Source organism: Winogradskyella sp. ABM4_392, assembly GCF_056160445.1.
Window position 1 is genome coordinate 60025 of the sequence record NZ_JBSWXE010000007.1, and the last position, 23522, is coordinate 83546.

Below are 23522 nucleotides of genomic sequence, written 5' to 3' on the forward strand. Positions count from 1 at the left end.
GTTTACAATTGTGTGCTAATATTATCTGCTTGTAATGTATTTTCTCTAATTGAGTTCCAAAATATCGGATAGGTATTAATGGCATTTATATATTCTTCTGCTGTATATCTTCTTGCTTCTATAATACCTTCTAAACCTACAGTTCCCTTATCTAAATACAAACTATCTAAATACTTATATTGTAATACAGAATCTTGGGTTGTGATGATTTGGTCATAAGCATTCCAAAAGTTAGTAATGTCTGTTGTAATGACATTATTTTCTTTTTGCTTTTCTTTTGAAGCATTATGACACGCAGAAAACACAGCTAGTACTAAGATTATAATGACGAATTGGTTTTTCATATTCAGATTTTTATTACTCGCAATGTTCTAAACGTTGCTTTTCATCTTTAGGAAAGATGTAAGCCGATTTCTGCTTTTTCCATCCTAGTTTCTCATAAAAACCTTCCTTGTTTGGTGCAGCTGTTAAGGTGATAAAATTATAATCGTTTAATCTATTTTTTATTTCATTAACTATTTGTGTTCCTATGCCGTTTTTTTGGTATTCTGGATGAACAACCACATCTACTAACAATGCATAATATTTTCCATCATCTACTGTTCTCCCAAACCCAACTACTCTGCTTTTATCTTTTATAAAACAGCTTACAGAGCTTTTTTTAAATGCGTTTTTGATATCTTCTGGCTGTCGGATTCCCCAATTTACAAATTGGAACAGTGCTGAAATGTCTTTCCAGTTAATGGTGTTTAAATCAGGATTTATTTGTACTTCCATTATTTTAAATCGGTTTCATCAGTTAACAAAAAACAGGCATTGTGTTGCGTCATTCCTATATGAGGATAATAATCGACCGCCTTTGGTGCTGCCAAAAGAATAGTTGTGGCTTGTGGTGTAGCTTGTTTGGTTAGCCTAATCAATTCTTTACCAATGCCTCGTTTTTGATACTTTAAATCTACTGCCAAATCTGAAAGGTATGTGCAATACACAACATCTGTTACTGATCTTGCTACACCAACTAATTTGTTTCCATCTCTAGCTGTAATAATTAGATTAGCATTTTGGACCATTGCTTTTATCCTTGAGAAATCTTTAACTGGTCGTCTTTCACCAAGTGTTGAATTAATGAGTAGCTCTTTAAACTCAAGAGCAGATAAATTAATTTCGTTTTGATACGTAATCATAATGAGCGGTTATTTTTTCAATTTTAAAACAGGCATTCTTAGTTTCAATTATATATCCATTAAAAATATTATCCTGTCTTGTCCATTTCCAGAATAATTTTTTACGACCTCAATACCATCAGAGTTTTTATTACCGACAAGACTCATTCCTATTTTTTTATGAAAATTAATTGAAGACACATTGGTTGGTGTTGTAATGGCTTTGAGTTTAGAACAACCTTTGAGTTTAGCATAACTTATGTAGTTATTATAAAGTTTTGTACCAATTCCCCTGTTTTGTTTTGATTTGAGAACACCTATTAGATGTACATAAGCAGTTGAAGATGTTTGTGACAAGAACCCGAACAAATAGGCAATCACCTTATCTTTTTCTCTTATTACATAAGCTGTATTACCAAATTCTTGTACGAACATAGGATGATGCATACACAAAGTCCTGTCACTTCCCCAAAACCCTACTATGTTTTCAAGTATTTGATTGTAGTCAAAAGTTGTACATCTTTCAATTTTCATTTTAAATAATAGCTAAACTTCTTCAATTACAGATTCTCCTTTTGATTTATCACCAGATGTCCATTGCCAGCTTTCGTACAATCGAATTTTTCCATTCTCTAGAATTTCTGGTTTTGATTTACATTTTCCGGTCATCAATTCTCCATTTTCATTAATTTGATGGTAACGCATTTCTATGTTTCCGAATTCATCTACAAGTCCAATAAGGTGTCCTTTCTTTATTTTTCCGCCTGAATACTCTGAGGTTATAATGTTGCCTACCTGTTTGTAAAGAAAAAAGGTTTCGCTAGAGGTCTCACCATTTTCTGAATTAATAACAGGCACAAAGGTTTTTTTATTGTAGTTTATCATTTTTTGGTTAGTGCAGATTGATATTCATTTAACAATTTAGTTTTTTTAAACAATTCTTAAGTAAACAATTGAAAATATTATAGATTAAAAAAAGAAGAGCAGTAAATAACCCTAACATTACTGCTCAATCTCTCGTTTAACTAACTAACAACACTACAAAACAAACCATAGGAAAATTATAGTGTAGAATATCAGCAAGAACAATTCTAACTTATATTTCAAAATAAATTTCAATTAGTTTATAATTACTTTTTTAGTCACTGTTCCTATATTAAAATTGATTCTTAATATATAAACACCTTTGGCAAAAGCGTTTGTAGGTATATTACTTTCTTTTCCTCTCACTATTTCCATTCCTGAAATTGAATACACAGTATAATTTTGAAGTTGCAAGCTATTATCTGAAATAATTTCTAGAGCATCAGTTGAAGTAATAACTTTTACGGTATTTGACAATTCAAAGTCATCTATACTTAAAGCGTCTTCAGTTACTGGGTTAAAACCAGTCCATAAAGCTCCAGGATCAGTAACATATGCTCCCATTGTACCAGGTGGAATGTGTAAGTGTATGTTACTTCTATCAAAAGCAAATGTATCGTTAGTACCAGTAGTAATGGTTGGTGGTGTTGCTGCAAATGACGTTACACTAGCTAATGGATTATTACCAAATGCTAACAAGCCAATAAAAGTAACATTACTAGGAATAGTAACATCAGTTAAACTATTACCTATAAAAGCTCCAATACCAATATCCGTAACATTAGCACCTAATGTTAGATTTGATATAGAATTAGTTGCAAAGGCAGCTGTACCAATAAGTGTAATGCTATCTGGTATAGTTACACTTGTTAAGCTATTCAACTCGAATGCTGATATTCCAATTTCAGTAACACTATTAGGTATTGTAACATCAGTTAAACCAATGTTTTCAAAAGCTGAATCATCAATTCTATTCACATCAAAAACATTAGAACCTGCGGTAACAGTTGCTGGTATAACCACATTAGTACCATTTGCTGGGTCGTAATGAGAAACTTCTACAGTTGTCGGAGACGTTGCTTCAAAAACCATTTTAAATCCCGTCCATAATGCGCCAGCGTCTGTAACGTACTCATCTGTAGCGTTATTAATTACAACTAGATTAATATTGCTACGGCTAGAGTTTGCAAAAGTATCTTGACCACCACCTGTGGTTATAGTAGGTGGTGTAATCCCTAACACAATAATTGTACTTAAATTATTCACACCAAAAGCCAGATTACCTATATTGGTAACACTCTCTGGTATTATAATACTTGTGAATAGATTATTATTAAACGCGTTATATTTTATATTGGTAATGCTATTAGGGATAGTAACACTTGTTAATTGCTTCTGCGAAAAAGCACCAGCACCAATTTCCGTAACCGTGTACTCTTTACTACAACTTGCAGTAACTGTCTCAGGAATATCTACAACAGTGCCACCAGAGGTATCATAATCTGTAACCTCTACAATAGCAGGATTTCCTGAAGTAACAGTGTAAGTTATGTAATCAGTAACGAAGGTGTCATTAACACTTAATTCTTCTGTAAGTGATTGAAAACCTGTCCAAGTAGCATTTGCATAAGCTGTACTTGTCCCGTTAGGTACGACCACATTTATATTACTTCTTGTTCCAAAAGAATCAGCACCTCCATCAAAAATAGTTGGAGGAGTGGTCGCTTCAGAAATTACACAAGTCAAAGAATTATTACCTCCAAAGGCTTGAGCTTGAATTAATGTAACACTACTAGGGATAACAACACTTGCAAGCTGGTTGTTAAAAAATGCAGAACCAGCAATAGATGTAACTGTATTTGGAATGGTTACTTTTGTTAGTTGGTTACTTGAAAAAGAACTAGCCTCTATTCTAGTAACAGTAAAACTAAACGAATTGTTGCTTACTGTTTCTGGTATATCAACCTCAGTACCACCAGTAGTGTCATAATTCATAGTCCTAACAGTATTTGGTGTTATTGAAGTAATCTCATAGGTTATAAAATTATCTATAAATTGATCACCAACTGTTTGGGAAAAACCAATTGCAGATAAACAAAGTGTCATTAAAAGAAGTAGCTGTTTTTTACTCACGTAACATCTATTACTTAAGTGTTCGTGAAAGCGTGTAAAATTTTTCATAATATAAAAGATTAAAGGTTATGGTAAATTTGATTTGTATTTAGTAATTCATTGAAATTAAGTCTCCATCTAAGCTATATCTAAACCTGAAGGTTGTTCCTCCGTTTTCTGGTTGAAGATTAACAAAGTATTCCGCCTTTGAGATATCTCCATTGTCTGGAAAAAAAACACTAGCTGTACTTAAGGTTAGATTTTCTAGCTTCTTTTCCTCTTTTAGTTTTTCTACGGATTTCTCAACCAAACCACCTAGTGTAGATAAGTTTAGGATTTCGCCGAGTTGAAACATGTAATCAGAAGCTTTAGTCCCAGCAGGAACTTCTATTGTGATATCTGAATTTTGTTGCCAAGTGTCTTGAGTAAGATTCCATTGTCCCATTTTTAAGGACTCTGGGTCTTCAGTAACGGTAACACCAACGATATTACCTATAGACGCATTATAAGTTACAGTAAGATCTGTATAATAAGCATCCTTACCAAACTTGCTCGTAAGTTCGTTTTCTATCTCTGTAAAGCCTACTTTTGTAGCTGGTTGAGTACTACTTGAGTTACTACAAGAGGTAACCAGTTTTACTAAGACCATAACTACAAAAAATAAGCCTAGGGTATTGAATTTTGGGGTCTTGTTTTTCATTCTATTTAGATTTAATAGAATAAATGTATATCTCAATGGCGAAGAAAGAAATACCGAAATTATTTCTAATATCTACGAATCAATAAGCGTGATGTTTTAGAGAATATTCGTGAAACTGAGAATTTCACTTATCAAAAGTTCTCGATACAATTTCTCCCTCTACTTCGACAAGCTCAATAAACACTCAAAATCACTCGAACTGACATTGTAAACTAATTGAATATTAAAAAAGAACAATTGATTTACTTAGAATCTCTATTTAAAAAAGCAGTTACAAACTGTTCTTTTTTTCGGGAAGACACTGGGATTTTTTTTCCATTTTTTAAATGGATAACTCCAGATTTGTCATATTTATCAATGAATTTTAGATTGACCATAAATGATTGATGCGGTCTTGTAAAATTGGCATCTATAAGTCGTTCTTCAAACTCTTTTAGTGTTTTTGAGACTAAATGCTTTTTACCATCATTGCAATAAAAGGTAGTATAGCCTTTGTCTGATTCACAGAACATCAACTCATTTAAATCTACTACCTGAAAACTATCCTGAAGCGAAAGTATCAGCTTGTCATCCTGATTTTGCCATACCTTTTTAGCTACACTTATCTTTTGCTTTTGCTCAGTGACCGAAAGTTGTTTTACCTTATCTAATGCAATTTTTAACTCTTCAACATCAACAGGTTTTAATAGGTAATCCACAACTCCCATTTTTAGAGCCTTTAAGGCAAACTCTTCGTAAGCGGTTATAAAAATCACTTTGAAATTGAGGTGCTCAGTTTGTTCTAAAAATTCAAAAGCATTACCGTCTGTAAGATTAATGTCCAGAAAAATAAGTTCAGGCTTACAAGCATTTGCAACTATGACTGCCTCTTTAACGGACTCGCACTCACCAACAACTTTAACATCAGTTTCAATAAGCTCTAGCAGATTGAGCAATCCTTTTCTTATATAAGCTTTATCTTCTACTATAATTGATTGCATTAGGCTACATCTTTTTTATAAGGAATTACCAAAGTTACAATAGTACCTTGCTCGTTATGGTGTTTTCTATCTTCAATTTTTACGGAACCATTGATGTTAAAATCTTTAGATAACATTTTTAATCGTTCCGATGTAATAGTCGTCGCTAATGACTTTTTATCCTTTCGTTTATGACCATTTGGTGTATCTATACCAATACCATTATCCGTAATGGTACAAATTAATTCTTCCTTTATATATTTTAATTGAATATCAATTTTTCTATTTTCTTTTCTGCCTTCAAAGGCGTGCTCAATAGCATTTTCAATAAATGGCTGAATGAGCATTGGTGGAATTTTAAACAATTCTTCATCAATAGTTTTATCTACCAAAATTGTATAATCATAGGATTGACTATCTTCTAAATTCTGAAGCTCTAAATAGTTGTTTACTGCTTCTAATTCTTGGCTGAGTGGCACTAATTTGTCCCTAGAATTTTCCAATGTAATCCGCAATAGTTTTGAAAATTTAGACAAATAAAACACCGATTTTTTATTTTCCTTATTCAGTATCATTCCTTGTAAAACTGATAATGAATTAAAAATGAAATGTGGCGTCATCTGTGAACGTAATAGTTTCTGTTCTATAGCAATATTTTGTGTTTTTGCTTTTTGATGTCTCAACTTTAATGAGAAAATGATGCCGCCTAAAATAATAGCACTAACTAAAAACGCTATAACACCCAAAAACAAATTTCTTTTTGATTTTTCTAAATCCTGAGAGGTTGTCAATACTGTTTTTGTCAACTTTAATTCTCTTATGTTAGCTGAATCTAGAGCTTGTTTATATTTGTACTCGTATTCTAATTCGGAAATTTTCTTAATATTATCTTTACTAAAGAGGCTATCACTTAACGTCTTGAACTTTTTGTGTTCCTGCAATGCCTCCTTGTAATTACCTAAGTTTTCATAAATAGCAGAAAGCATTTCTGAAACCTTGTTTTTACCTTCAAGAAGATTCAATTCATCTGCAATTCTTTTTCCTTTCAACGTATAAGATAGCGCTTTTTGAAACTCTTCTTCATCGTAATAAGATTCTGCAACACCTAAATAATTAACAGCCAGTGAATATCGGTTGTTGTTTTCTAAACTTATTTCAATTGATTTTTCAAAACTCTCTCGAGCTTTTTTGGATTTTTTGAGTAGCAAATTAATTTCGCCAATACTGTACAAACAATTGGCAATTTGTCCAAGGTCATTAATCTCTCTACTTAACTCTAGAGATTCGTTAATATATTCTAATGCTTTGTTGTAAGCTTTTTTTTCTTTATAAATACGACCTATATTACCTTTATTAACAGCAATAAGATCCTTGTTTTCAATTATTTCTGCAAAATGAATTGATTTTTTATGATACTCCAATGACTTATCAAGTTTATCAATGCCTCTATAATTATTTCCTAGACTATTTAGTGTGTTAGACATCCCTAGAGTGTCTCCCAACTTTTCTTTATAATCATAAGCTTGATGGTAATATTCTAATGCTTGATGATAATTGCCTTGGTCACTATAAATATGCCCTAAACCATTAAGTGCATAAGGCGTACCATATTCGTGATTTATTTCTTTACTTAGTTTTAATGTTTTTTTATAGTATAAAATGGCTTTAGGGTACGTACCAGTTTTTGCATAAATATTACCAATATTAAGGTAACCAGCAACTAACTGGTCTTTATCTCCCAACTTCTCATAAAGTTTTAACGATTTTTCTAGATAATTTAAGGCTTCGTTGTTCTTAGATCTCAACAAATAATTTACTCCTATTGAATTATAAGAGGATGCTATACCTTTTTTATCATTTATAGATTCAAATAATTTCAAGGATTGTTGAAAATAACTAAGACCTAGATCGTAATTAGACTTCCTACTCTCCATAATCCCTTTTAATGACAAAATATTTGCCTTGCCTTTAGTATAATCTAATTCTTCTGAGATGGTCTCACCTTCATTTATATATTCATTGGTTAAGCCAACGTTTTTATTGTATAGAGAAAATGCTAAATCATATAACAAATTAACTCTTATCGTATCTCTATTCTTGTGATTCTGCAATTCAGTTTTTAGACTATCTACCTTAGAATTTTGTGAAAACCCAATCACTGGCAGCAATAAAAAAAAGAGAAGACTAACAACGAATTTCCTTTTCATAGAAGGTGTAACTAGTGATTTTAGACTAATTGATTTTAATAATACGCATAAATAATCAAAATAGTGATATTATGTATAACTCAACCACAAGAATAAATATTCGTTTTGTTTTAAGCTATATTCGTTAATGCAGATTAAATATTTGCAATTATTCAAGATTGAACCATTCTGTAAAGTAAATAAAAAGCAGTGTCCACCATTTGTCCGCACTCCTTTTTTCTTATTGAGAATATAAGGCTATATTTTTGAAGCGTCATTATAAAATGACAACCAGTTTTGTGGTGCCTTGCACTGGTTTTGGCTGCAGACTACCAGTTGCAAGTCGCTACGAAAGCTTAATTACAAAATATGACGATACTCTTAGTATATAAGTTTGTAGAATGGTATAGAAAAAGTAGAACAAAGGTGTCTATGCGCTAAGACACAACTTCGCCGTATAAATCAAAGTCTTCAGCTTCAATGATTTTTACAGTCGTAAATTCGCCTGTTTTTAGATAGATTTTTGAAGCATCAATCAAGACTTCGTTATCTACATCTGGCGAATCAAATTCGGTACGACCAACAAAGTAATTACCTTCTTTTCTGTCAATGACCACTTTAAACTCTTGGCCTATTTTTGCCTGATTAAGTTCCCACGAAATCTGAGATTGAATTTCCATAATCTCATTAGCACGTTGAAGTTTTACATCTTCTGGCACATCGTCTTCAAGGTTATAGGCATGTGTATTTTCCTCATGAGAATAAGTGAAGCAACCCAAACGCTCAAAGCGCATATCTTTTACCCACTGTTTTAAAGTTTGAAAATCCTCTTCTGTTTCTCCAGGATAACCAACAATTAAGGTTGTTCTTATAGTCATTTCAGGCACTCTAGCTCTAAAATCTTCCAATAGTTTTGTAGTTTTTGCCTGTGTTGTACCACGACGCATGCTTTTTAAAATGGAATCTGAAATGTGCTGCAACGGAATGTCTAGATAATTACAAATCTTAGGCTCACGCTTCATAATATCTAACACATCCATCGGAAAACCTGTTGGGAATGCGTAATGCAAGCGTATCCATTCTATGCCTTCTACTTTTGCAAGATTTTCAAGTAATTCAGCAAGGTTTCGTTTTTTGTATAAATCGAGTCCGTAATAGGTTAAATCTTGTGCAATAAGAATCAATTCCTTTACACCAGAAGCCGCTAATTTTTCTGCTTCAATAACCAAATCTTCAATTGGTGTACTTTTATGTTTCCCACGCATTAAAGGAATAGCACAAAAACTACAAGGTCTGTCACAGCCTTCTGCAATTTTTAAATAAGCATAGTTCTTTGGTGTTGTGGTTAAACGCTCACCTATTAATTCGTGCTTATAATCTGCTCCCAACGCTTTAAGTAAACCTGGTAATTCTGTTGTACCAAAATACTGATCTACGTTTGGAATTTCTTTCTCCAAATCTGGCTTATAACGCTCACTTAAACAACCTGTTACAAACACTTTATCAACTTCACCAGCTTCCTTTTTTTGCATGAATTCCAGAATCGTGTTCACGCTCTCTTCTTTAGCGTTGTTTATAAAACCGCAAGTATTTATAACAACCACATTCCCTTCTTGCTCGTGCACTACATCTTTACCGCTAGCTTTAAGCTGTCCCATTAAGACTTCGCTGTCGTAAACATTCTTACTACAACCAAGTGTTACAACATTAATTCTATTCTTCTTCAGTGTTTTAGTTCTCATGCCTTATCGTAAAATCAGTTTGCAAAGATACAACGAAATTAAACCTTTTGTATATTTATGTGTCTTATATAAAAACTTAACCATGAAATTACCAAAAATAGTACTAGTATTATTTGGTTTATTAACTGTAGTATCTTGTTCTAGTGACAATGACTCGCCTAACGATTCTGACCCTCAAAATGAAGCTATTTATTTTCCACCTTTAAATTCTGATACTTGGGAAACAAAATCTATATCAGAACTCGACTGGAATGATGCAGAATTACAACCACTTTTTGATTACCTAGAAGATAAGAATACTAAAAGCTTTATGGTATTATACGAAGGAAAAATAGTGATTGAAGCTTATTTTGATGGACACTCCAGTACATCACCATGGTATTGGGCAAGTGCTGGAAAAACATTAACTACAGCTATGACTGGTATTGCTGAAAATGAAGGTTTATTAGATATAAATGATAAAGCCTCTGATTATTTAGGCACAGGATGGACAAATGCACCTTTAGAAAAAGAAAATCTGATTACCTGCAAGCATTTATTATCAATGTCATCCGGTTTGGATGACAGTGAAGGTGATGGTGTGGAACCTGAAAATTTACAATACATAGCTGATGCTGGTACACGTTGGGCTTATCATAATGTTTATGTAAAACTTCAAGATATTGTAGCAACAGCTAGCAACCAAGATTGGTCAACTTATTTTGATAGTAAATTGAAAAACAGAATTGGTATGTCTGGTGCATGGATTCAAACTGGTGATTTTAGTGTCTATTGGAGTACAACACGAAGTATGGCTAGATTTGGATTGTTAGTCTATGCAGATGGAAAATGGGAAAATGAACAAATAATACCCGAAAGCTTTTTAAATGATGCTGTAAACACTTCCCAAAACCTTAATGAGTCTTATGGTTATATGTGGTGGTTAAACGGAAAATCTTCTTACAGATTGCCACAATCTCAAATTCAATTTCCTGGTGAACTTATTCCCAATGCACCTGATGATATGTACGCTGCACTTGGAAAAAATGATCAAAAAATTTATGTAGTACCAAGTAAAAAACTCGTTGTTATAAGAATGGGAGATGCTGCCGATGATGAAAACTTTGCACTCTCAAATTTTGATAATGAGTTGTGGGAAAAGATAAATGCCTTAACCAATTAATTATACTTTTTTGGTGCAACTCGCGCTTTAGAGGCTTGCTCATAGACGTAAGCCCATTCTAATAATTGCTTTTCCTGAAGTCTTTTAGCTATAAACGTTAAACCCTTTGGCACACCTTTATCTGTATAACCCATTGGTACTGTAATAGCTGGATATTCTGCAACAGCAGCAAATGCCGCATGTCTATTATTGATAGATAAAAAGCCATCTAGATTGTGTTTCTGCATTGGTAGGTTAAAATATTGTTTACCATTTCGACTTAAAGTGTCTTTAATTCGCGCTAAGTATTCTGCATTACCTTTATCAGCAACAATACCTTTAAATAAACTTTGTCCATAAGGCATGGTTTTAATAGAGTCTTTTAGGTTGAATTCTATGACATCAGAAACTGTTCTAATTGTAATATTTTTATTAGCATGAGCATCTACATACGCTGGCAAATCCTTTTTCATATCGAGATTAAGAAGGTTTATAAAGTTTGGTAAACCTAATTGTTCTTCATCTATCTCAACAATTTCAGCACCTTGTTCCTTTAAAACATCTAGAGCTTTCAAATACAAAGAATCCTCCAACAAGCGTTTTGGAGCACCAAAGCGTTTACCTCTTATAGTTGCATTCTTTAAATCTTTGGTATAAAATCCTGGCTCCCATAACGCATAGATTGACTTATAATCAGACTTGTCTTCTCCATATATTGCATCTAAAACTATAGCGTTGTCTGTAACTGTTCTGGTGATTGGACCTGCAGTATCCAAAGTTGAAGAAATTGGCACAATTCCACTACGACTTACCAAACCAATCGTTGGTTTTAAACCTACTACGGAGTTCTGACTTGCTGGCGACAATATAGAACCTGCGGTTTCACTACCTATTGTAGCTGCCGCAAAATTTGCAGAAGCTGCCACTCCACTACCAGAACTTGAGCCACCAGTGTCTATTGTGCGTCTTCCATAAGGATTTAAAGTTTGACCACCAATCGCAGAATATCCACTAGGACATTCACCACAAAAGAAATAAGCCCATTCGCTAAGATTAGCTTTACCCAAAATTAAAGCACCTTTAGATTTTAGTTGTTTCACAATAAATGCATCATCAGTAACATTATCTTTTAGTGCAACTGCTCCAGCTGTAGTTGCTAATCCTTTGGCATTTATATTATCTTTTAATAGAATTGGCATGCCATAAATTGGGTGAATAGTTTCTAAGGAATAATCATCCTCTTCATCTAATCTCTTAGCCTCAACTATTACATCTGGATTAATAGAAATTACTGAGTTTAATGACAACGAATTTTCTCTATCAAATTTTCTTATTCGGTATAAATAGAATTTTACTAATTTTTCATAATTAAGATCTCCAATTGCAATATTTTTTTGAAGCGTTGGTATATCTCGTTCTAAGATATAAGGCTTTAAGCGATTATAGTCAGCTTCAGTAAAATCTTCCATTTGCGGATTGATTTCTGCCCAAATTTCAGCTTTAGTTAGATTTTTTGAATCCAAAACCTTAAACTCTCTAAAATCTTTAGTAGAAATGGCACTTAATCCTGAATCACCATCAGTTGCTTTTATAGTTTCTACTGTTTCTGATTTTGAAATTGGCGCTCTGGCTTCGCGAGCCTTTTCATCTTTACATGAAATTGTAAATAGAAAAACAAAAATGAATAGGAAATGACGCATTGGAAGTATTTTTTATAAAAATACGAAATGTAATCAATCTTGAAACGGATTGATTTGCATCAACAACCAATGAATATCACTAGAATTAATGATATATAGGATGATTAAACCAAATAAAAAGGTCACCGAGTGAAGTTTGAATTTTTTATTAACTAAATCTCTGTAACTTAAATATCCAATAATCGCAAAGAATAGAGTGCTTATGAAAGATGCAAATGACGCATAGTAAAATTGGTAATCAGGTATAAGTGGATTTCTAGAGGCCGAAACAAAATTAGAAATAATACTAGATAAATTACCTATGAAGGCTAAAATACAAATGATTAAGGTAGTATAAGTCAGGTTACGTAAAATCCTGTCTTGATTTATTTTAAATTTATTTGACACCTTAAAAACATAAATATAATGTAATTGCTACTTAAAAAACGAATCCACAAACTCGTACTTATTAAATACTTGCAAATCCTCAATACCTTCGCCTACTCCAATATACTTTACAGGAATTTTAAATTGATCGCTAATACCAATAACAACACCTCCTTTTGCAGTTCCGTCTAACTTAGTAACTGCCAAAGATGTTACTTCTGTAGCTGCAGTAAACTGCTTCGCTTGTTCAAACGCATTTTGTCCTGTAGAACCATCTAAAACTAAAAGTACATCATGAGGAGCATCGCCAACTACTTTTTGCATCACACGCTTTACTTTAGAAAGCTCGTTCATTAAGTTTACTTTGTTATGTAAACGACCAGCAGTATCTATAATAATAACATCTGCATCTTGGTTAACACCAGATTGTAAAGCATCAAAAGCAACGGAAGCAGGATCGCTTCCCATTTCTTGCTTTATCATTGGAACTTCTACTCTGTCTGCCCAAACTTGTAATTGGTCAATCGCAGCAGCTCTAAATGTATCAGCAGCACCAAGAACCACTTTTAACCCTTTTTTCTTAAACTGGTATGCCAACTTACCTATAGTTGTTGTTTTACCCACACCATTAACACCTACAACCATAAGTACATAAGGTGTTTTTTTACCGTTATCTTGTGTTGGTAGATTAGGAACTGTATAATCGGTCTCTTCACCAGAGTTGGTTTCGGATAATAAACCTGCAATCTCTTCTCTTAGAATTTTATTAAGTTCTGATGTTCCTAAATACTTGTCTCTTGCCACGCGCTCTTCTATACGCTCAATGACTTTAAGAGTAGTATTTACACCTACATCACTAGTTACCAAAACTTCTTCAAGGTTATCTAAAACATCATCATCGACTTTAGATTTACCAGCAACAGCTTTATTTAACTTTGTAAAGAAAGAGGATTTAGATTTTTCTAAACCTTTATCTAAGGTTTCCTTCTTTTCAGAAGAAAATATTTTTTTAAAAAAACTCATTTAATTTCTATTTGCTTAGCTAATAGCAACAACCTTGCCTTTAATTAGTAACTGCAAAGTTGTCAGATTTTCCCAAATATAGACATAAAAAAACTGCTTTCAAATATGAAAGCAGTTCTATAAATCTGTATATAATAAAGATTATTTTTTGTTTAAAAAGTCATTGACAAATTCTGGTGCCATTACTGATTCTACAAACATGTATGCGCCAGTTTTTGGTGATTTCACCATCTTAATAGCTTTTGTCAATCTTTTTGATCCTGTCTGTAAAGACGCTACTGATTTCTTTGCCATGATTTATTATTTTATCTCTTTATGAACTGTCATACGCTTAAGTATTGGATTAAATTTCTTAATCTCCATACGATCTGGCGTATTTTTCTTATTCTTTGTTGTAATATATCTAGAAGTTCCTGGCATACCAGAAGCTTTGTGCTCTGTGCACTCTAAGATAACTTGTATTCTATTTCCTTTCTTTGCCATTGTAAATTGACTTTAGCGTATGCTTTTATTTGTAAAATCCTTTTGCTCTAGCTTCTTTTAATGCTGCAGTAATACCAATTTTATTGATGGTCTTTAATGCAGATGTAGAAACTTTTAATGTTACCCACTTATCTTCTTCAGGAATGTAAAAACGCTTCTTAATCAAGTTTGCGTTAAACTTGCGTTTTGTTTTATTCATCGCGTGAGAAACATTGTTTCCAACCATCGCTTTTTTCCCAGTAAGTTCACAAACTCTTGACATTGTATTCTTTCTTTAGGTATGTTATTTTAAAACAGGGTGCAAATTTAGTAAAACTTTACGTTTCAACAAACATAAAACTCTACTTTTTTAAAATTTCTTTTTGAAGCATTTCAAAGGCTTTGTTTGTTGCCTTCATTATTACCTTATCGCGATGGTTACCAAAATTAAAAACTTCTGCTTTAACACCTTCCTTAGAAGCAATAGCAATCCATACTGTACCAACTTCTGCATCGGAATCTCCTTTTGTAGGACCTGCATTTCCTGTGGTACTTATTCCGTAATCAGAATTAAACAACTTTCGTACATTAATAGCCATAGATTCCGCAACCACTTTACTTACTACAGATTTTGAAGAAATATCCTCTTCTGAAACATTTAGAATATTTACTTTAGAATCTGTGGCATAGCTTACAATACTACCTTTAAAATATTTTGAAGCACCTGCATTTGCAGTAATGGCTTTTGCAATTTGCCCTCCTGTACAACTTTCGGCAATTGAGATTGTTTTTCCTAAATGAGTTAATTGCTTACCAATGATAGCCTCCAAGGATAAATCGTCTTCAAACCCAACAAAAATATCTTCAATTTGTGGAATTAATAATTGTATTTGCTTTTGCAATTCAGCTTCAACAACATCCTTATCCATAGCTTTCCCAGACAAACGTAAACGAACTTTACCTAAATTGGGCAAATAAGCCAGTTTAATAAAATCTGGTAGATTATCTTCCCAAGTTTCAATTCTTTCTGCTATGGCACTCTCACCCAAACCATAGGTTAATAAGGTTTTATGCTTTATATATGGAAACTTGAATTTTGCTCGTAAAGCGGGAAGCACTTCAGTTTTTATTAATGCCTTCATCTCATAAGGCACACCTGGAAGTGAAACAAAAACTTTTCCGTTCTTTTCTAGCCACATTCCTGGTGCTGTGCCAAATTCGTTTTTAAGCACTTTTGCTTTTGAAGGTACTAATGCTTGTTGGCGATTTAAATCTGAAATTGGTGTACTGATATACTTAGAAAACAAATGCTCTACATGTTTTAGCACATCTTCATTTTCAACCAAAGTATCATCAAAGTATTCGCAAATGGTATGCTTGGTAATATCATCTTTAGTAGGTCCTAAGCCACCTGTAATAATTATGATATCTGCATTTTCTTCGGCTTCTTTTAAAGCTTTGAGGATATGCTCCTTATCGTCTTGTACAGAAGTAATCTGATAGACTGAAACGCCTATCTTATTGAATTCCTTACCTAAAAATGCTGAATTCGTATCTACAATTTGGCCAATGAGGATTTCGTCACCAATTGTTATAATTTCTGCTTGCATTTATAATCCGAAATCAGCTTTTATCTCGTTTGTAGCATTCTCTACAGCAGTGAGAACCTTTTGTAGTTGGGCATCAATATTTTTATCTGCTTGTTCAAATTTTCCCCAATCCTGCACCTCAATCAATTCATCATAAACACCTAACTCAAACAATTCGATAGTTGGTTTCATTTTGTGAGCAGCCTGATATGTTTCGTAATAATCTCCTTCTGGAACAGCTTTTCTTAAGCGCTCCGCATCTTCTGGAACTTCTTCTATAAAGGCTGCTGCCAAAGCCATAACGAAATCTTCGTCGTTATCTGCCATATCGCGTACGCGATCTAATTTATAATGTTCTGCCATTTATTTTATTTTGATTGAAAACATTTCTTGGTCTTCAATATATCCTTTTAATTCATCGTTTGCAAAAACCTTACCAACTCCGGAAGGTGTTCCCGTAAATATAATATCTCCAATTTTTAAAGTAAAATATTTTGACACATATTCTATAAGCTCATCAATCTTCCAAAGCATAAGTTCTGTATTACCTGATTGTACAACTTCATCATTTTTCTCTAAACTAAAATTGATATTATCTACATTTTTGAAGTTTGATTTTGGCAACCACTTTCCTATCACAGCAGCACCATCAAAGGCTTTTGCTTTTTCCCATGGTAAGCCTTTTGCTTTTAATTGGGCTTGAAGATCTCTTGCTGTAAAGTCTATACCAAGTCCTATTTCATCATAATATTTATGAGCAAATTTTTTATCGATGTACTTCCCTACTTTTTTAATCTTTACCAAAACTTCAACCTCGTGATGGACTTCATCAGAAAAATCTGGAATAAAAAACGGTTGCTTTTTTAGTAAGATTGAGGTATCTGGCTTTAAAAACACTGCAGGATCTGTCGGTTTTTCGTTTTCCAATTCTTTAATGTGGTCTGTGTAATTACGACCTATGCAGATTAGTTTCATGAAATAGGAATTAGGTATTAGTTTTTAGGGATTAGTTAGATAAGGTTAAGGATATTGCAGGAATTATATATTCTTCTTTATTTGTATAAGGTAGAATTTGATTAAACCATTTACCAACTGCAAATACAGCTAATTTATTATTTTGATCTTTTTGTTTTATCCACGAAAGTCTTGGTGCGTATCTTATTTCAGTAACTTTTTTCTTTATTACTTTCCCTTTTGTATATGTAAATTTATATTCATTGAAAGGAATATGCAACCATTCTATAGCAACAAAAACACCTTCTTTAGGAAATATTATACTAAACTCAGACAAATCAATTTCAACATCTCGTTGTTTTTTAGTAGTTGTAACAATTATGTTTTCAGATATTAAATCTTTGTCTGGTAAACTATCCTTTCCAACGGAAAACATTCTAAATCTAAATTTTGACGACATTGATTTCCTTCCTCCTAATACATTAACTTTATTTAGAAATACTTTGACTTTATCTATAAAAAATAAATCAGAATAATCTTCTTTAAACGGTAAATACAACGCAAAAATATATGGATGATCTTTGAAACCGCCAAAACCACTAATAACATCTCTTTTTTTGATAGGATTAATCTCTAAGAACTCTTCCTCAAACTTTTCAGTAATCACTACCTCATCAAGTTCTTCTGCTAATGGCTGCAAATAAATGGTTTTCAACTTTGTAAATGATGTCACTGTTAGCGTCGTATCTTTATAACCAAGTGACGATAAATGTACATTCTTATCTACATCTTCATCTTTTATGCTGAGAACATAACTCCCATCATCATCACTAGAGGCACCAACAGTAGACTCTAGAATAGAAATATTTACATATGCTACTGGTGAATTCGTGTCTTTGTCTTTAACAACACCTTTTGCTACTTGTTGTTGTGAGAATACCAGAAATGGAAATAATAAAAAGAATACTTTCATATATTAATATTTATCTTTTTCAAGGGTCACATGGAACACCCAATTAACATTCCGCTATTTGTCTATAAATTAGTCATAGGTGTTTCATATGAACTAAGAAAAAGATTCCTGCATTCGCAGGAATTTAGCTCAATTTATTATTAAACTGTCGTAACTTAATTGCGGTTAACACTTTTTTAGTATACAAAGGAAAATCTGCATTTAACAACCAACCAAAGTAACCTGGCTCTTGCTCCATAACATCTACAACACGCTTACCTTTATGCTTACCAAAAGAAAAACATTCTTCACCTTCTTTGTTGAAAATTAAAAATCCTGCAAAATCTGCAAACTTTTTGCGCGAGCTGAATTCTGCTAAGAATTTAGTGTCATTTTCTAGTTCTTCATAGCGCTCTAGCTGCGCTTTTAAAACCTCGTACGTTGCCTTAGTGTCAGCTTCTGCACTATGCGCATCGTCTAAACTTTTATCGCAATAAAACTTATAAGCTGCGCTTAGTGTGCGTTGCTCCATTTTGTGAAAAATGGTTTGCACATCAACAGCTAAACGATTTTTCATATCAAAGTCTACCTCAGCACGTAACATTTCTTCTGCTAAAAGCGGAATATCAAATCGGTTAGAATTAAATCCACCTAAATCTGAATCTTTGATTAAGTTATGTACTTCTTTAGAAATTTCTTTAAAGGTTGGTGCGTCTACTACATCAGCATCTGAGATTCCATGAACTTTAGTCACTTCTGGTGGAATAGGAATCGTTGGATTTACCAATTTGGTATAGGTTTCTTCCTTTCCATTTGGATGCACTTTTAATATTGAAATTTCTACAATTCTGTCTTTTGAAATATTGATTCCTGTAGTTTCTAAATCGAAAAAACAGATGGGTTTGTTAAGGTTGAGTTGCATATTCATTTCCTGCGCAAGCAGGAATCTTTTAAATTAGACTATGTTTTATATCAGATTCCTGCTTGCGCAGGAATAACAACGACAAAAGTAGTGAGATTGTTTGAAAAAGACCTGCTAGGATTTAAAAACCTTAATTGTCTATGTTAAACAGACTTGACTTTGTAAACCTAAAAGACTAACTTCGTTTACGTGTGCTGAACTTGCTTTAATAACATCTGACGTAAGGCATATAAATGGCCTTATATCCTTAAAGTTAGCCACAAATACAAACAACATTACTTTGAAAAAGAAAATCTGTATTGTTATTTTGATTGCTTTTCTGTTTTCCTGCAAAAAAGATGTGAAAGATATATCATTTTTATCATCTGATTTGGAAGAAAGAAATTTACTTGGCAATGTAAAATCCTATTTGAAATTTGACGCAAAAATTCGCAACTTCGATTTAAACCAAACTGACAAATTCACAACTACATTAAAAGAAGAATTTAACAGAAAGGGTCAGGTAATCTCCATAGAATATTTTGACTACTCAGGAAATTCCGTTGAAACAACAAAAAAGCATTATTATGAGAATTGTATAAAAACCATTTATACTAATGAAAATGAAGTTCTATGTAGAACAAAAGACACGCTGAATAAAAAGGAAATTGAAAACTTTACTATCAACGATTTTATAAAATTCAAGGTCATCAAAGAATATAACGAGTTTAATCTAATTAAAAGGAAAATAACAATTAACGAACCTCAATCGAAAAAAGACAGCACTTTTATCGTATTCAACTATGAATACGACTCGAACAATAATGTTATATTAAAGGAGGAAGTTACCAAAAGTTACACTAATACATATCAGTACAAATACAACCTAAATAACAAACCTATTGAAGAAATAGAGGATTATGAATTCTATCGTTATAAAAAGGATATTAAATATGAAGATGGAAAAATTAAAGAAATAAGCAAACAGAGTTTAATGGCAATGCCATATCAATGGCAACGGATTACCGGTTACGATGAAGACAAAAATGAAACATATTATCTCGGCTACTCGAATTTCGAACTCTTAACTATCCACAAGTATGACTACGAGTTTGACAAAATGGGCAATTGGATTAAGAAAATCACACTATCAAGCGATTCTTTAGAAAAACAAAATTTTAAACCAGTTTATGTCGAAACTAGAAAAATAGAATACTGGGAATAAATACCAGTGGTTAAGACGTATATACCTCATTGCGACTGAAATTACTTATTAGAATTTCATTGCAATTTACTATCTGTCAGCTTTGACGGAAAGAATCCTGCAGATTTTTCCGCAACGAAATCATACACCAACGGTTAAGTGAACTTCAAAAAATAAAAAAGCACAATTCTAAAACTGTGCTTTTCAATATATGTGAGATGCTGAATCAACACTTCGACACGCTCAGTGTGACAGTTCAACATGACAAGCATTAATTAAATTTCCCTATCAGAATCCCAAGCTTCAAGATAATCTTTAACCGCTTTTACAAACTGCCCACCTAAAGCTCCATTGACTACTCTGTGGTCGTATGAGTGAGACATAAACATTTTGTATCTAATACCAATAAAATCACCTTGAGGCGTTTCTATAACTGCTGGCACTTTTCTTATAGCACCTAATGCCAAAATACCAACCTGTGGTTGATTAATAATTGGCGTACCCATAATACTACCAAATGTACCAACATTTGTTACTGTGTAAGTTCCACCTTGTATATCATCTGGACTCAACTTATTTTCTCTAGCTCTATTGGCTAAATCATTTACTTTTTTAGCCATACCCAAAAGATTTAATTGATCTGCATCTTTTATTACAGGTACAATTAAGTTACCATCTGGTAGTGCTGCAGCCATACCTAAGTTGATATGTTTCTTTTTAATGATACTATCTCCTTGTACTGAGATATTCATCATTGGAAAATCGCGCAATGCTTTTGCAACTGCTTCCATAAATATAGGAGTGAAAGTTAGGTTTTCTCCCTCGCGCTTTTTAAAGCTGTCTTTATACTTGTTTCTCCAATTCCAGATTTCAGTTACGTCTGCTTCAATAAAAGACTGTACATGAGCAGAAGTTTGTACAGAATCTACCATGTGCTTAGAAATGAGTTTACCCATTCTGGTCATTTCTATAATTTCATCGTCACCTGAAGCAACTACTGGTGTAGAAGCTGGTTTTTCAGGAGATTTAGGTGCCTTCTCTTTTTGCACTTCGACTGCGCTCAGTGTGACATCCTCTTTAGGTTGACTTTTAGGAGTTTCAACTGGTGCTGAACTTCGTGATTGCAAATACGATTTAATATCATTTTTAGTAACACGACCATCCTTACCAGTTCCTGGTATGGTATCTAGTTCTGCTTGAGAAATGCCTTCTTGTTTAGCAATGTTTTTAACTAAAGGTGAATAAAAACGATCGCCTGATGAAATTACTGGCTGTGTAGTTTCTTTTGCAGCTACAACGGTTTGAGCTACTTCTGCTACTGCTTTTGGAGCTTCCTCTTGTTTAGGTTCAGTCGCTGGCGCTTTTACCTCAACCGTATCGCCTCCTTCAGTTTCTATTACTGCAATAGTTTGACCTACTTGTACAACGTCATCAACATCAAAAAGCTTTTCTAGTAATACACCATCAACTTCACTTGGTACTTCACTATCTACCTTATCTGTTGCTATTTCTAAAACGGCCTCATCGGCTTCAATAGTGTCGCCAACGTCTTTAAGCCAAGAAGTTATCGTTGCTTCTGCAACACTCTCTCCCATTTTAGGTAACTTAAGTTCAAACTTTGCCATATCTATAATTTGAAGGTCTTTATTTTAAAATCGAATGCAAAATTAATAAAAAACAGTCTGTTTTACTGATTTTTATTCAATAAAAATTAGAAGCTTACAACTTCTCCTCTACCTGTACTACTATCGCTTCCGAGCATAAAATTACTACTTTTTAACCATATTCTATAGGTGTTTTGTTTTGTAACATTATGTGATTTCATAAACTCAATAATAGTTTTGTAACTCAAAAATTCTGTATCGAAAACAACTTGTGCTTCACTTGGTATGTCCTCTAACTTTTCTGAAACCGTAACAGCATTACCAATTTTATGTTTTAGTTGCTCATCGACAGACTTAGATATTACTATAGCTCCTTTTGAATGTAACACTTCTGATTGCTTTACAGAACGTCTCTTTGATGCTAAAGTCAACACAATTTTCACCAAAGCAGATATAAGTATATTCTTTTTGAAATGTTTTTTGTAAAAAATTTCCATAGCACCATAAAAACGTTTAGCGTACACTTTGTCTTTTAATGTGCTCTCACCTTTATAATGGATTACAGAAGTTTCACCAAAGTAATAATTGCTATAACCTGCCTTTAAAACTTTATAGGATAAATCAATATCTTCACCATACATAAAATAATCTTCATCAAAGCCACCTACTTCATTATAAACATCTCGTTTTAGTAGCATAAAAGCACCAACTAGTATGTCAGTTTTTCCAACATCATCTGGCTTTAGATTATTAGTATAATAATTTTTTGAGTTTCCTATTAATTTTTGAAGTGCCACTTTTGGAGTGGGAATGTGACGTTTGCTTTCTGGTAAAAAATTACCTCTTCCATCGATTAGCTGACATCCAACAATTCCAATGTTAGTTTGGCTTTCAGTAAAATTTACAGCTTTAGTAAACGTATCTTCTGCTACTACAGTATCTGGATTAAGAATACACAAATATTCTCCTTTAGCTTGTGCAACACCAATGTTATTGCCTTTTGAGAAGCCATGATTTTCCTTATTCTCTATCAGTTTCACATTAGGAAACTGTAGCCTTACCATAGCACAACTATCATCGGACGAATTGTTATCCACAACTATAATTTCTGCATCAATATTTTTGATAGCAGCTTCTACACTTCTTAAGCACAGCTCTAAAAAGTAACGTACATTATAATTGAGTATGACAACGGAAAGCTTCAAAATGAGATTATGATTTTAAAGACGCTTCAAACGGAATACGATCTACAATACTTCTGCCTAATGTAATCTCATCCGTGTATTCTAGTTCATTACCTGCAGCAACACCCCTAGCTATAGTAGAGGTCTGAATATTATAATCTTGTATTTGCTTGAAAATATAGAAGTTAGTTGTATCTCCTTCCATTGTAGGACTCATGGCAAAAATGAGCTCCTTTACTTTACCTGATTTTACCTTTTCGACCAAAGAAGTAATATTTAAATCTTGAGGTCCAATACCATCCATTGGTGATATTTTTCCTCCCAAAACATGGTACAATCCTTTAAAAGAGCTTGTATTTTCGATAGCCATGACATCTCTTATATCCTCAACAACACAAATTAACTGCTCATTGCGATTAGGATTTTCGCATATCTCGCAAAGTTCTTTATCACTAATATTATGACAAGATTTACAAAACTTAATTTCTGCCCTAACTTTAGAGAGTGCTTCAGCCAACTGAAACGTTTGATGCTCTGGCTGTCTTAATAAATGTAAAACCAAGCGCAATGCAGTACGCTTACCAACACCTGGTAATTGCGACATTTCGTTTACTGCATTTTCCAAAAGTTTAGAAGAAAATTCCATAGGCGCTAAGGTACAGATTTTAGAGCTAAAAAAAGCCCAATTGATAAGTGTAACAATTGGGCTCTTTTAA

Annotated in this window: 25 protein-coding genes; 2 read left to right on the forward strand and 23 right to left on the reverse strand. The window is 33.0% G+C overall.

The genetic code is table 11. The annotated features are described in order from the left end of the window. Positions 1 to 2: 2 nt before the first annotated feature. From ACXAFS_RS13500 to rimO, 10 genes are all read right to left on the reverse strand, one after another. Positions 3 to 344 carry a hypothetical protein gene (locus tag ACXAFS_RS13500; RefSeq protein ID WP_475307590.1) on the reverse strand — a complete coding sequence of 114 codons (342 nt, stop codon included), beginning with the start codon at positions 342 to 344 and terminating at the stop codon, positions 3 to 5. 13 nt (positions 345 to 357) lie between these two features. Further along, the gene (locus ACXAFS_RS13505) at positions 358 to 777 is read right to left on the reverse strand and encodes a GNAT family N-acetyltransferase (protein ID WP_475307592.1); all 420 of its coding nucleotides are present in this window, start codon (positions 775 to 777) and stop codon (positions 358 to 360) included. Continuing rightward, positions 777 to 1184 (reverse strand): GNAT family N-acetyltransferase, encoded by a 408-nt coding sequence (locus tag ACXAFS_RS13510; protein WP_475307593.1) that lies wholly within the window; start codon positions 1182 to 1184, stop codon positions 777 to 779. The genes ACXAFS_RS13505 and ACXAFS_RS13510 overlap by 1 nt, the downstream gene beginning before the upstream one ends. Before the next feature lie 48 nt (positions 1185 to 1232). Next, a complete protein-coding gene (locus ACXAFS_RS13515) occupies positions 1233 to 1697 on the reverse strand; it encodes a GNAT family N-acetyltransferase (protein WP_475307594.1) in 465 nt (154 codons plus the stop codon). Between the two features lie 12 nt (positions 1698 to 1709). Beyond that, entirely contained in the window at positions 1710 to 2048 is a 339-nt protein-coding gene (locus tag ACXAFS_RS13520; protein ID WP_475307596.1) for an avidin-fold protein, read from the reverse strand. Between the two features lie 234 nt (positions 2049 to 2282). Next, entirely contained in the window at positions 2283 to 4208 is a 1926-nt protein-coding gene (locus ACXAFS_RS13525; RefSeq protein WP_475307597.1) for a leucine-rich repeat protein, read from the reverse strand. A 40-nt stretch (positions 4209 to 4248) separates the two neighbouring features. Continuing rightward, complete coding sequence (locus ACXAFS_RS13530; RefSeq protein WP_475307598.1) at positions 4249 to 4839, reverse strand: hypothetical protein; 591 nt, start codon at positions 4837 to 4839, stop codon at positions 4249 to 4251. Positions 4840 to 5081: 242 nt separating this feature from the next. Further along, positions 5082 to 5819: a LytR/AlgR family response regulator transcription factor gene (locus ACXAFS_RS13535; RefSeq protein WP_475307600.1), complete on the reverse strand. Its 738-nt coding sequence runs from the start codon at positions 5817 to 5819 to the stop codon at positions 5082 to 5084. After that, entirely contained in the window at positions 5819 to 8005 is a 2187-nt protein-coding gene (locus ACXAFS_RS13540; protein ID WP_475307601.1) for a tetratricopeptide repeat-containing sensor histidine kinase, read from the reverse strand. Before ACXAFS_RS13540 ends, ACXAFS_RS13535 begins: the two co-directional genes overlap by 1 nt. A gap of 416 nt (positions 8006 to 8421) precedes the next feature. After that, entirely contained in the window at positions 8422 to 9726 is a 1305-nt protein-coding gene (rimO, locus tag ACXAFS_RS13545; RefSeq protein WP_475307602.1) for a 30S ribosomal protein S12 methylthiotransferase RimO, read from the reverse strand. 82 nt (positions 9727 to 9808) lie between these two features. Between rimO and ACXAFS_RS13550 the strand changes: the two genes are divergently transcribed. Next, positions 9809 to 10888 carry a serine hydrolase domain-containing protein gene (locus ACXAFS_RS13550; RefSeq protein WP_475307604.1) on the forward strand — a complete coding sequence of 360 codons (1080 nt, stop codon included), beginning with the start codon at positions 9809 to 9811 and terminating at the stop codon, positions 10886 to 10888. Here ACXAFS_RS13550 and ACXAFS_RS13555 read toward each other — a convergent pair. The 10 genes from ACXAFS_RS13555 to ACXAFS_RS13600 form a co-directional block, all read right to left on the reverse strand. Then, complete coding sequence (locus ACXAFS_RS13555; RefSeq protein WP_475307605.1) at positions 10885 to 12567, reverse strand: amidase family protein; 1683 nt, start codon at positions 12565 to 12567, stop codon at positions 10885 to 10887. The genes ACXAFS_RS13550 and ACXAFS_RS13555 overlap by 4 nt on opposite strands. Before the next feature lie 414 nt (positions 12568 to 12981). Then, on the reverse strand, positions 12982 to 13956 hold the full coding sequence (gene ftsY, locus ACXAFS_RS13560; protein WP_475307606.1) for a signal recognition particle-docking protein FtsY: 975 nt from the start codon (positions 13954 to 13956) through the stop codon (positions 12982 to 12984). Between the two features lie 141 nt (positions 13957 to 14097). Beyond that, a complete protein-coding gene (locus tag ACXAFS_RS13565; RefSeq protein WP_008271041.1) occupies positions 14098 to 14250 on the reverse strand; it encodes a DUF4295 domain-containing protein in 153 nt (50 codons plus the stop codon). Between the two features lie 6 nt (positions 14251 to 14256). Then, on the reverse strand, positions 14257 to 14439 hold the full coding sequence (gene rpmG / locus ACXAFS_RS13570) for a 50S ribosomal protein L33 (protein ID WP_076616981.1): 183 nt from the start codon (positions 14437 to 14439) through the stop codon (positions 14257 to 14259). Positions 14440 to 14464: 25 nt separating this feature from the next. Further along, entirely contained in the window at positions 14465 to 14701 is a 237-nt protein-coding gene (rpmB, locus tag ACXAFS_RS13575) for a 50S ribosomal protein L28 (protein ID WP_138434594.1), read from the reverse strand. A gap of 79 nt (positions 14702 to 14780) precedes the next feature. Further along, positions 14781 to 16028, reverse strand: coding sequence for a competence/damage-inducible protein A (locus tag ACXAFS_RS13580; protein WP_475307608.1), 1248 nt, complete (start codon positions 16026 to 16028; stop codon positions 14781 to 14783). Further along, positions 16029 to 16370: an Hpt domain-containing protein gene (locus ACXAFS_RS13585; protein WP_475307609.1), complete on the reverse strand. Its 342-nt coding sequence runs from the start codon at positions 16368 to 16370 to the stop codon at positions 16029 to 16031. It lies immediately after the preceding gene. Further along, positions 16371 to 16982, reverse strand: a complete 612-nt coding sequence (locus ACXAFS_RS13590; protein WP_475307610.1) for a fumarylacetoacetate hydrolase family protein — start codon at positions 16980 to 16982, stop codon at positions 16371 to 16373. It abuts the gene before it with no gap. A gap of 31 nt (positions 16983 to 17013) precedes the next feature. Beyond that, positions 17014 to 17934: a carboxypeptidase-like regulatory domain-containing protein gene (locus ACXAFS_RS13595; RefSeq protein ID WP_475307612.1), complete on the reverse strand. Its 921-nt coding sequence runs from the start codon at positions 17932 to 17934 to the stop codon at positions 17014 to 17016. Positions 17935 to 18058: 124 nt separating this feature from the next. Further along, entirely contained in the window at positions 18059 to 18835 is a 777-nt protein-coding gene (locus tag ACXAFS_RS13600; protein WP_475307613.1) for an exonuclease domain-containing protein, read from the reverse strand. Between the two features lie 280 nt (positions 18836 to 19115). Here ACXAFS_RS13600 and ACXAFS_RS13605 point away from each other — a divergent pair, with 280 nt between their 5' ends. After that, complete coding sequence (locus ACXAFS_RS13605) at positions 19116 to 20039, forward strand: hypothetical protein (protein WP_475307615.1); 924 nt, start codon at positions 19116 to 19118, stop codon at positions 20037 to 20039. A gap of 254 nt (positions 20040 to 20293) precedes the next feature. Here the strand turns inward: ACXAFS_RS13605 and ACXAFS_RS13610 are convergent, their stop codons facing one another. The 3 genes from ACXAFS_RS13610 to recR form a co-directional block, all read right to left on the reverse strand. Next, complete coding sequence (locus ACXAFS_RS13610; RefSeq protein ID WP_475307616.1) at positions 20294 to 21643, reverse strand: dihydrolipoamide acetyltransferase family protein; 1350 nt, start codon at positions 21641 to 21643, stop codon at positions 20294 to 20296. Positions 21644 to 21729: 86 nt separating this feature from the next. After that, a complete protein-coding gene (locus ACXAFS_RS13615; RefSeq protein WP_475307617.1) occupies positions 21730 to 22827 on the reverse strand; it encodes a glycosyltransferase family 2 protein in 1098 nt (365 codons plus the stop codon). 7 nt (positions 22828 to 22834) lie between these two features. Next, positions 22835 to 23452 (reverse strand): recombination mediator RecR, encoded by a 618-nt coding sequence (gene recR, locus ACXAFS_RS13620; RefSeq protein WP_475307619.1) that lies wholly within the window; start codon positions 23450 to 23452, stop codon positions 22835 to 22837. Positions 23453 to 23522 lie beyond the last annotated feature (70 nt).

Excerpts from the sequence above, each read along its gene's own strand:
- ACXAFS_RS13500 (WP_475307590.1), bottom strand. The coding sequence starts at position 344 with ATGAAAAACCAATTCGTCATTATAATCTTAGTACTAGCTGTGTTTTCT.
- ACXAFS_RS13505 (WP_475307592.1), bottom strand. The coding sequence starts at position 777 with ATGGAAGTACAAATAAATCCTGATTTAAACACCATTAACTGGAAAGAC.
- ACXAFS_RS13510 (WP_475307593.1), bottom strand. The coding sequence starts at position 1,184 with ATGATTACGTATCAAAACGAAATTAATTTATCTGCTCTTGAGTTTAAA.
- ACXAFS_RS13515 (WP_475307594.1), bottom strand. The coding sequence starts at position 1,697 with ATGAAAATTGAAAGATGTACAACTTTTGACTACAATCAAATACTTGAA.
- ACXAFS_RS13520 (WP_475307596.1), bottom strand. The coding sequence starts at position 2,048 with ATGATAAACTACAATAAAAAAACCTTTGTGCCTGTTATTAATTCAGAA.
- ACXAFS_RS13525 (WP_475307597.1), bottom strand. The coding sequence starts at position 4,208 with ATGAAAAATTTTACACGCTTTCACGAACACTTAAGTAATAGATGTTAC.
- ACXAFS_RS13530 (WP_475307598.1), bottom strand. The coding sequence starts at position 4,839 with ATGAAAAACAAGACCCCAAAATTCAATACCCTAGGCTTATTTTTTGTA.
- ACXAFS_RS13535 (WP_475307600.1), bottom strand. The coding sequence starts at position 5,819 with ATGCAATCAATTATAGTAGAAGATAAAGCTTATATAAGAAAAGGATTG.
- ACXAFS_RS13540 (WP_475307601.1), bottom strand. The coding sequence starts at position 8,005 with ATGAAAAGGAAATTCGTTGTTAGTCTTCTCTTTTTTTTATTGCTGCCA.
- rimO (WP_475307602.1), bottom strand. The coding sequence starts at position 9,726 with ATGAGAACTAAAACACTGAAGAAGAATAGAATTAATGTTGTAACACTT.
- ACXAFS_RS13550 (WP_475307604.1), top strand. The coding sequence starts at position 9,809 with ATGAAATTACCAAAAATAGTACTAGTATTATTTGGTTTATTAACTGTA.
- ACXAFS_RS13555 (WP_475307605.1), bottom strand. The coding sequence starts at position 12,567 with ATGCGTCATTTCCTATTCATTTTTGTTTTTCTATTTACAATTTCATGT.
- ftsY (WP_475307606.1), bottom strand. The coding sequence starts at position 13,956 with ATGAGTTTTTTTAAAAAAATATTTTCTTCTGAAAAGAAGGAAACCTTA.
- ACXAFS_RS13565 (WP_008271041.1), bottom strand. The coding sequence starts at position 14,250 with ATGGCAAAGAAATCAGTAGCGTCTTTACAGACAGGATCAAAAAGATTG.
- rpmG (WP_076616981.1), bottom strand. The coding sequence starts at position 14,439 with ATGGCAAAGAAAGGAAATAGAATACAAGTTATCTTAGAGTGCACAGAG.
- rpmB (WP_138434594.1), bottom strand. The coding sequence starts at position 14,701 with ATGTCAAGAGTTTGTGAACTTACTGGGAAAAAAGCGATGGTTGGAAAC.
- ACXAFS_RS13580 (WP_475307608.1), bottom strand. The coding sequence starts at position 16,028 with ATGCAAGCAGAAATTATAACAATTGGTGACGAAATCCTCATTGGCCAA.
- ACXAFS_RS13585 (WP_475307609.1), bottom strand. The coding sequence starts at position 16,370 with ATGGCAGAACATTATAAATTAGATCGCGTACGCGATATGGCAGATAAC.
- ACXAFS_RS13590 (WP_475307610.1), bottom strand. The coding sequence starts at position 16,982 with ATGAAACTAATCTGCATAGGTCGTAATTACACAGACCACATTAAAGAA.
- ACXAFS_RS13595 (WP_475307612.1), bottom strand. The coding sequence starts at position 17,934 with ATGAAAGTATTCTTTTTATTATTTCCATTTCTGGTATTCTCACAACAA.
- ACXAFS_RS13600 (WP_475307613.1), bottom strand. The coding sequence starts at position 18,835 with ATGCAACTCAACCTTAACAAACCCATCTGTTTTTTCGATTTAGAAACT.
- ACXAFS_RS13610 (WP_475307616.1), bottom strand. The coding sequence starts at position 21,643 with ATGGCAAAGTTTGAACTTAAGTTACCTAAAATGGGAGAGAGTGTTGCA.
- recR (WP_475307619.1), bottom strand. The coding sequence starts at position 23,452 with ATGGAATTTTCTTCTAAACTTTTGGAAAATGCAGTAAACGAAATGTCG.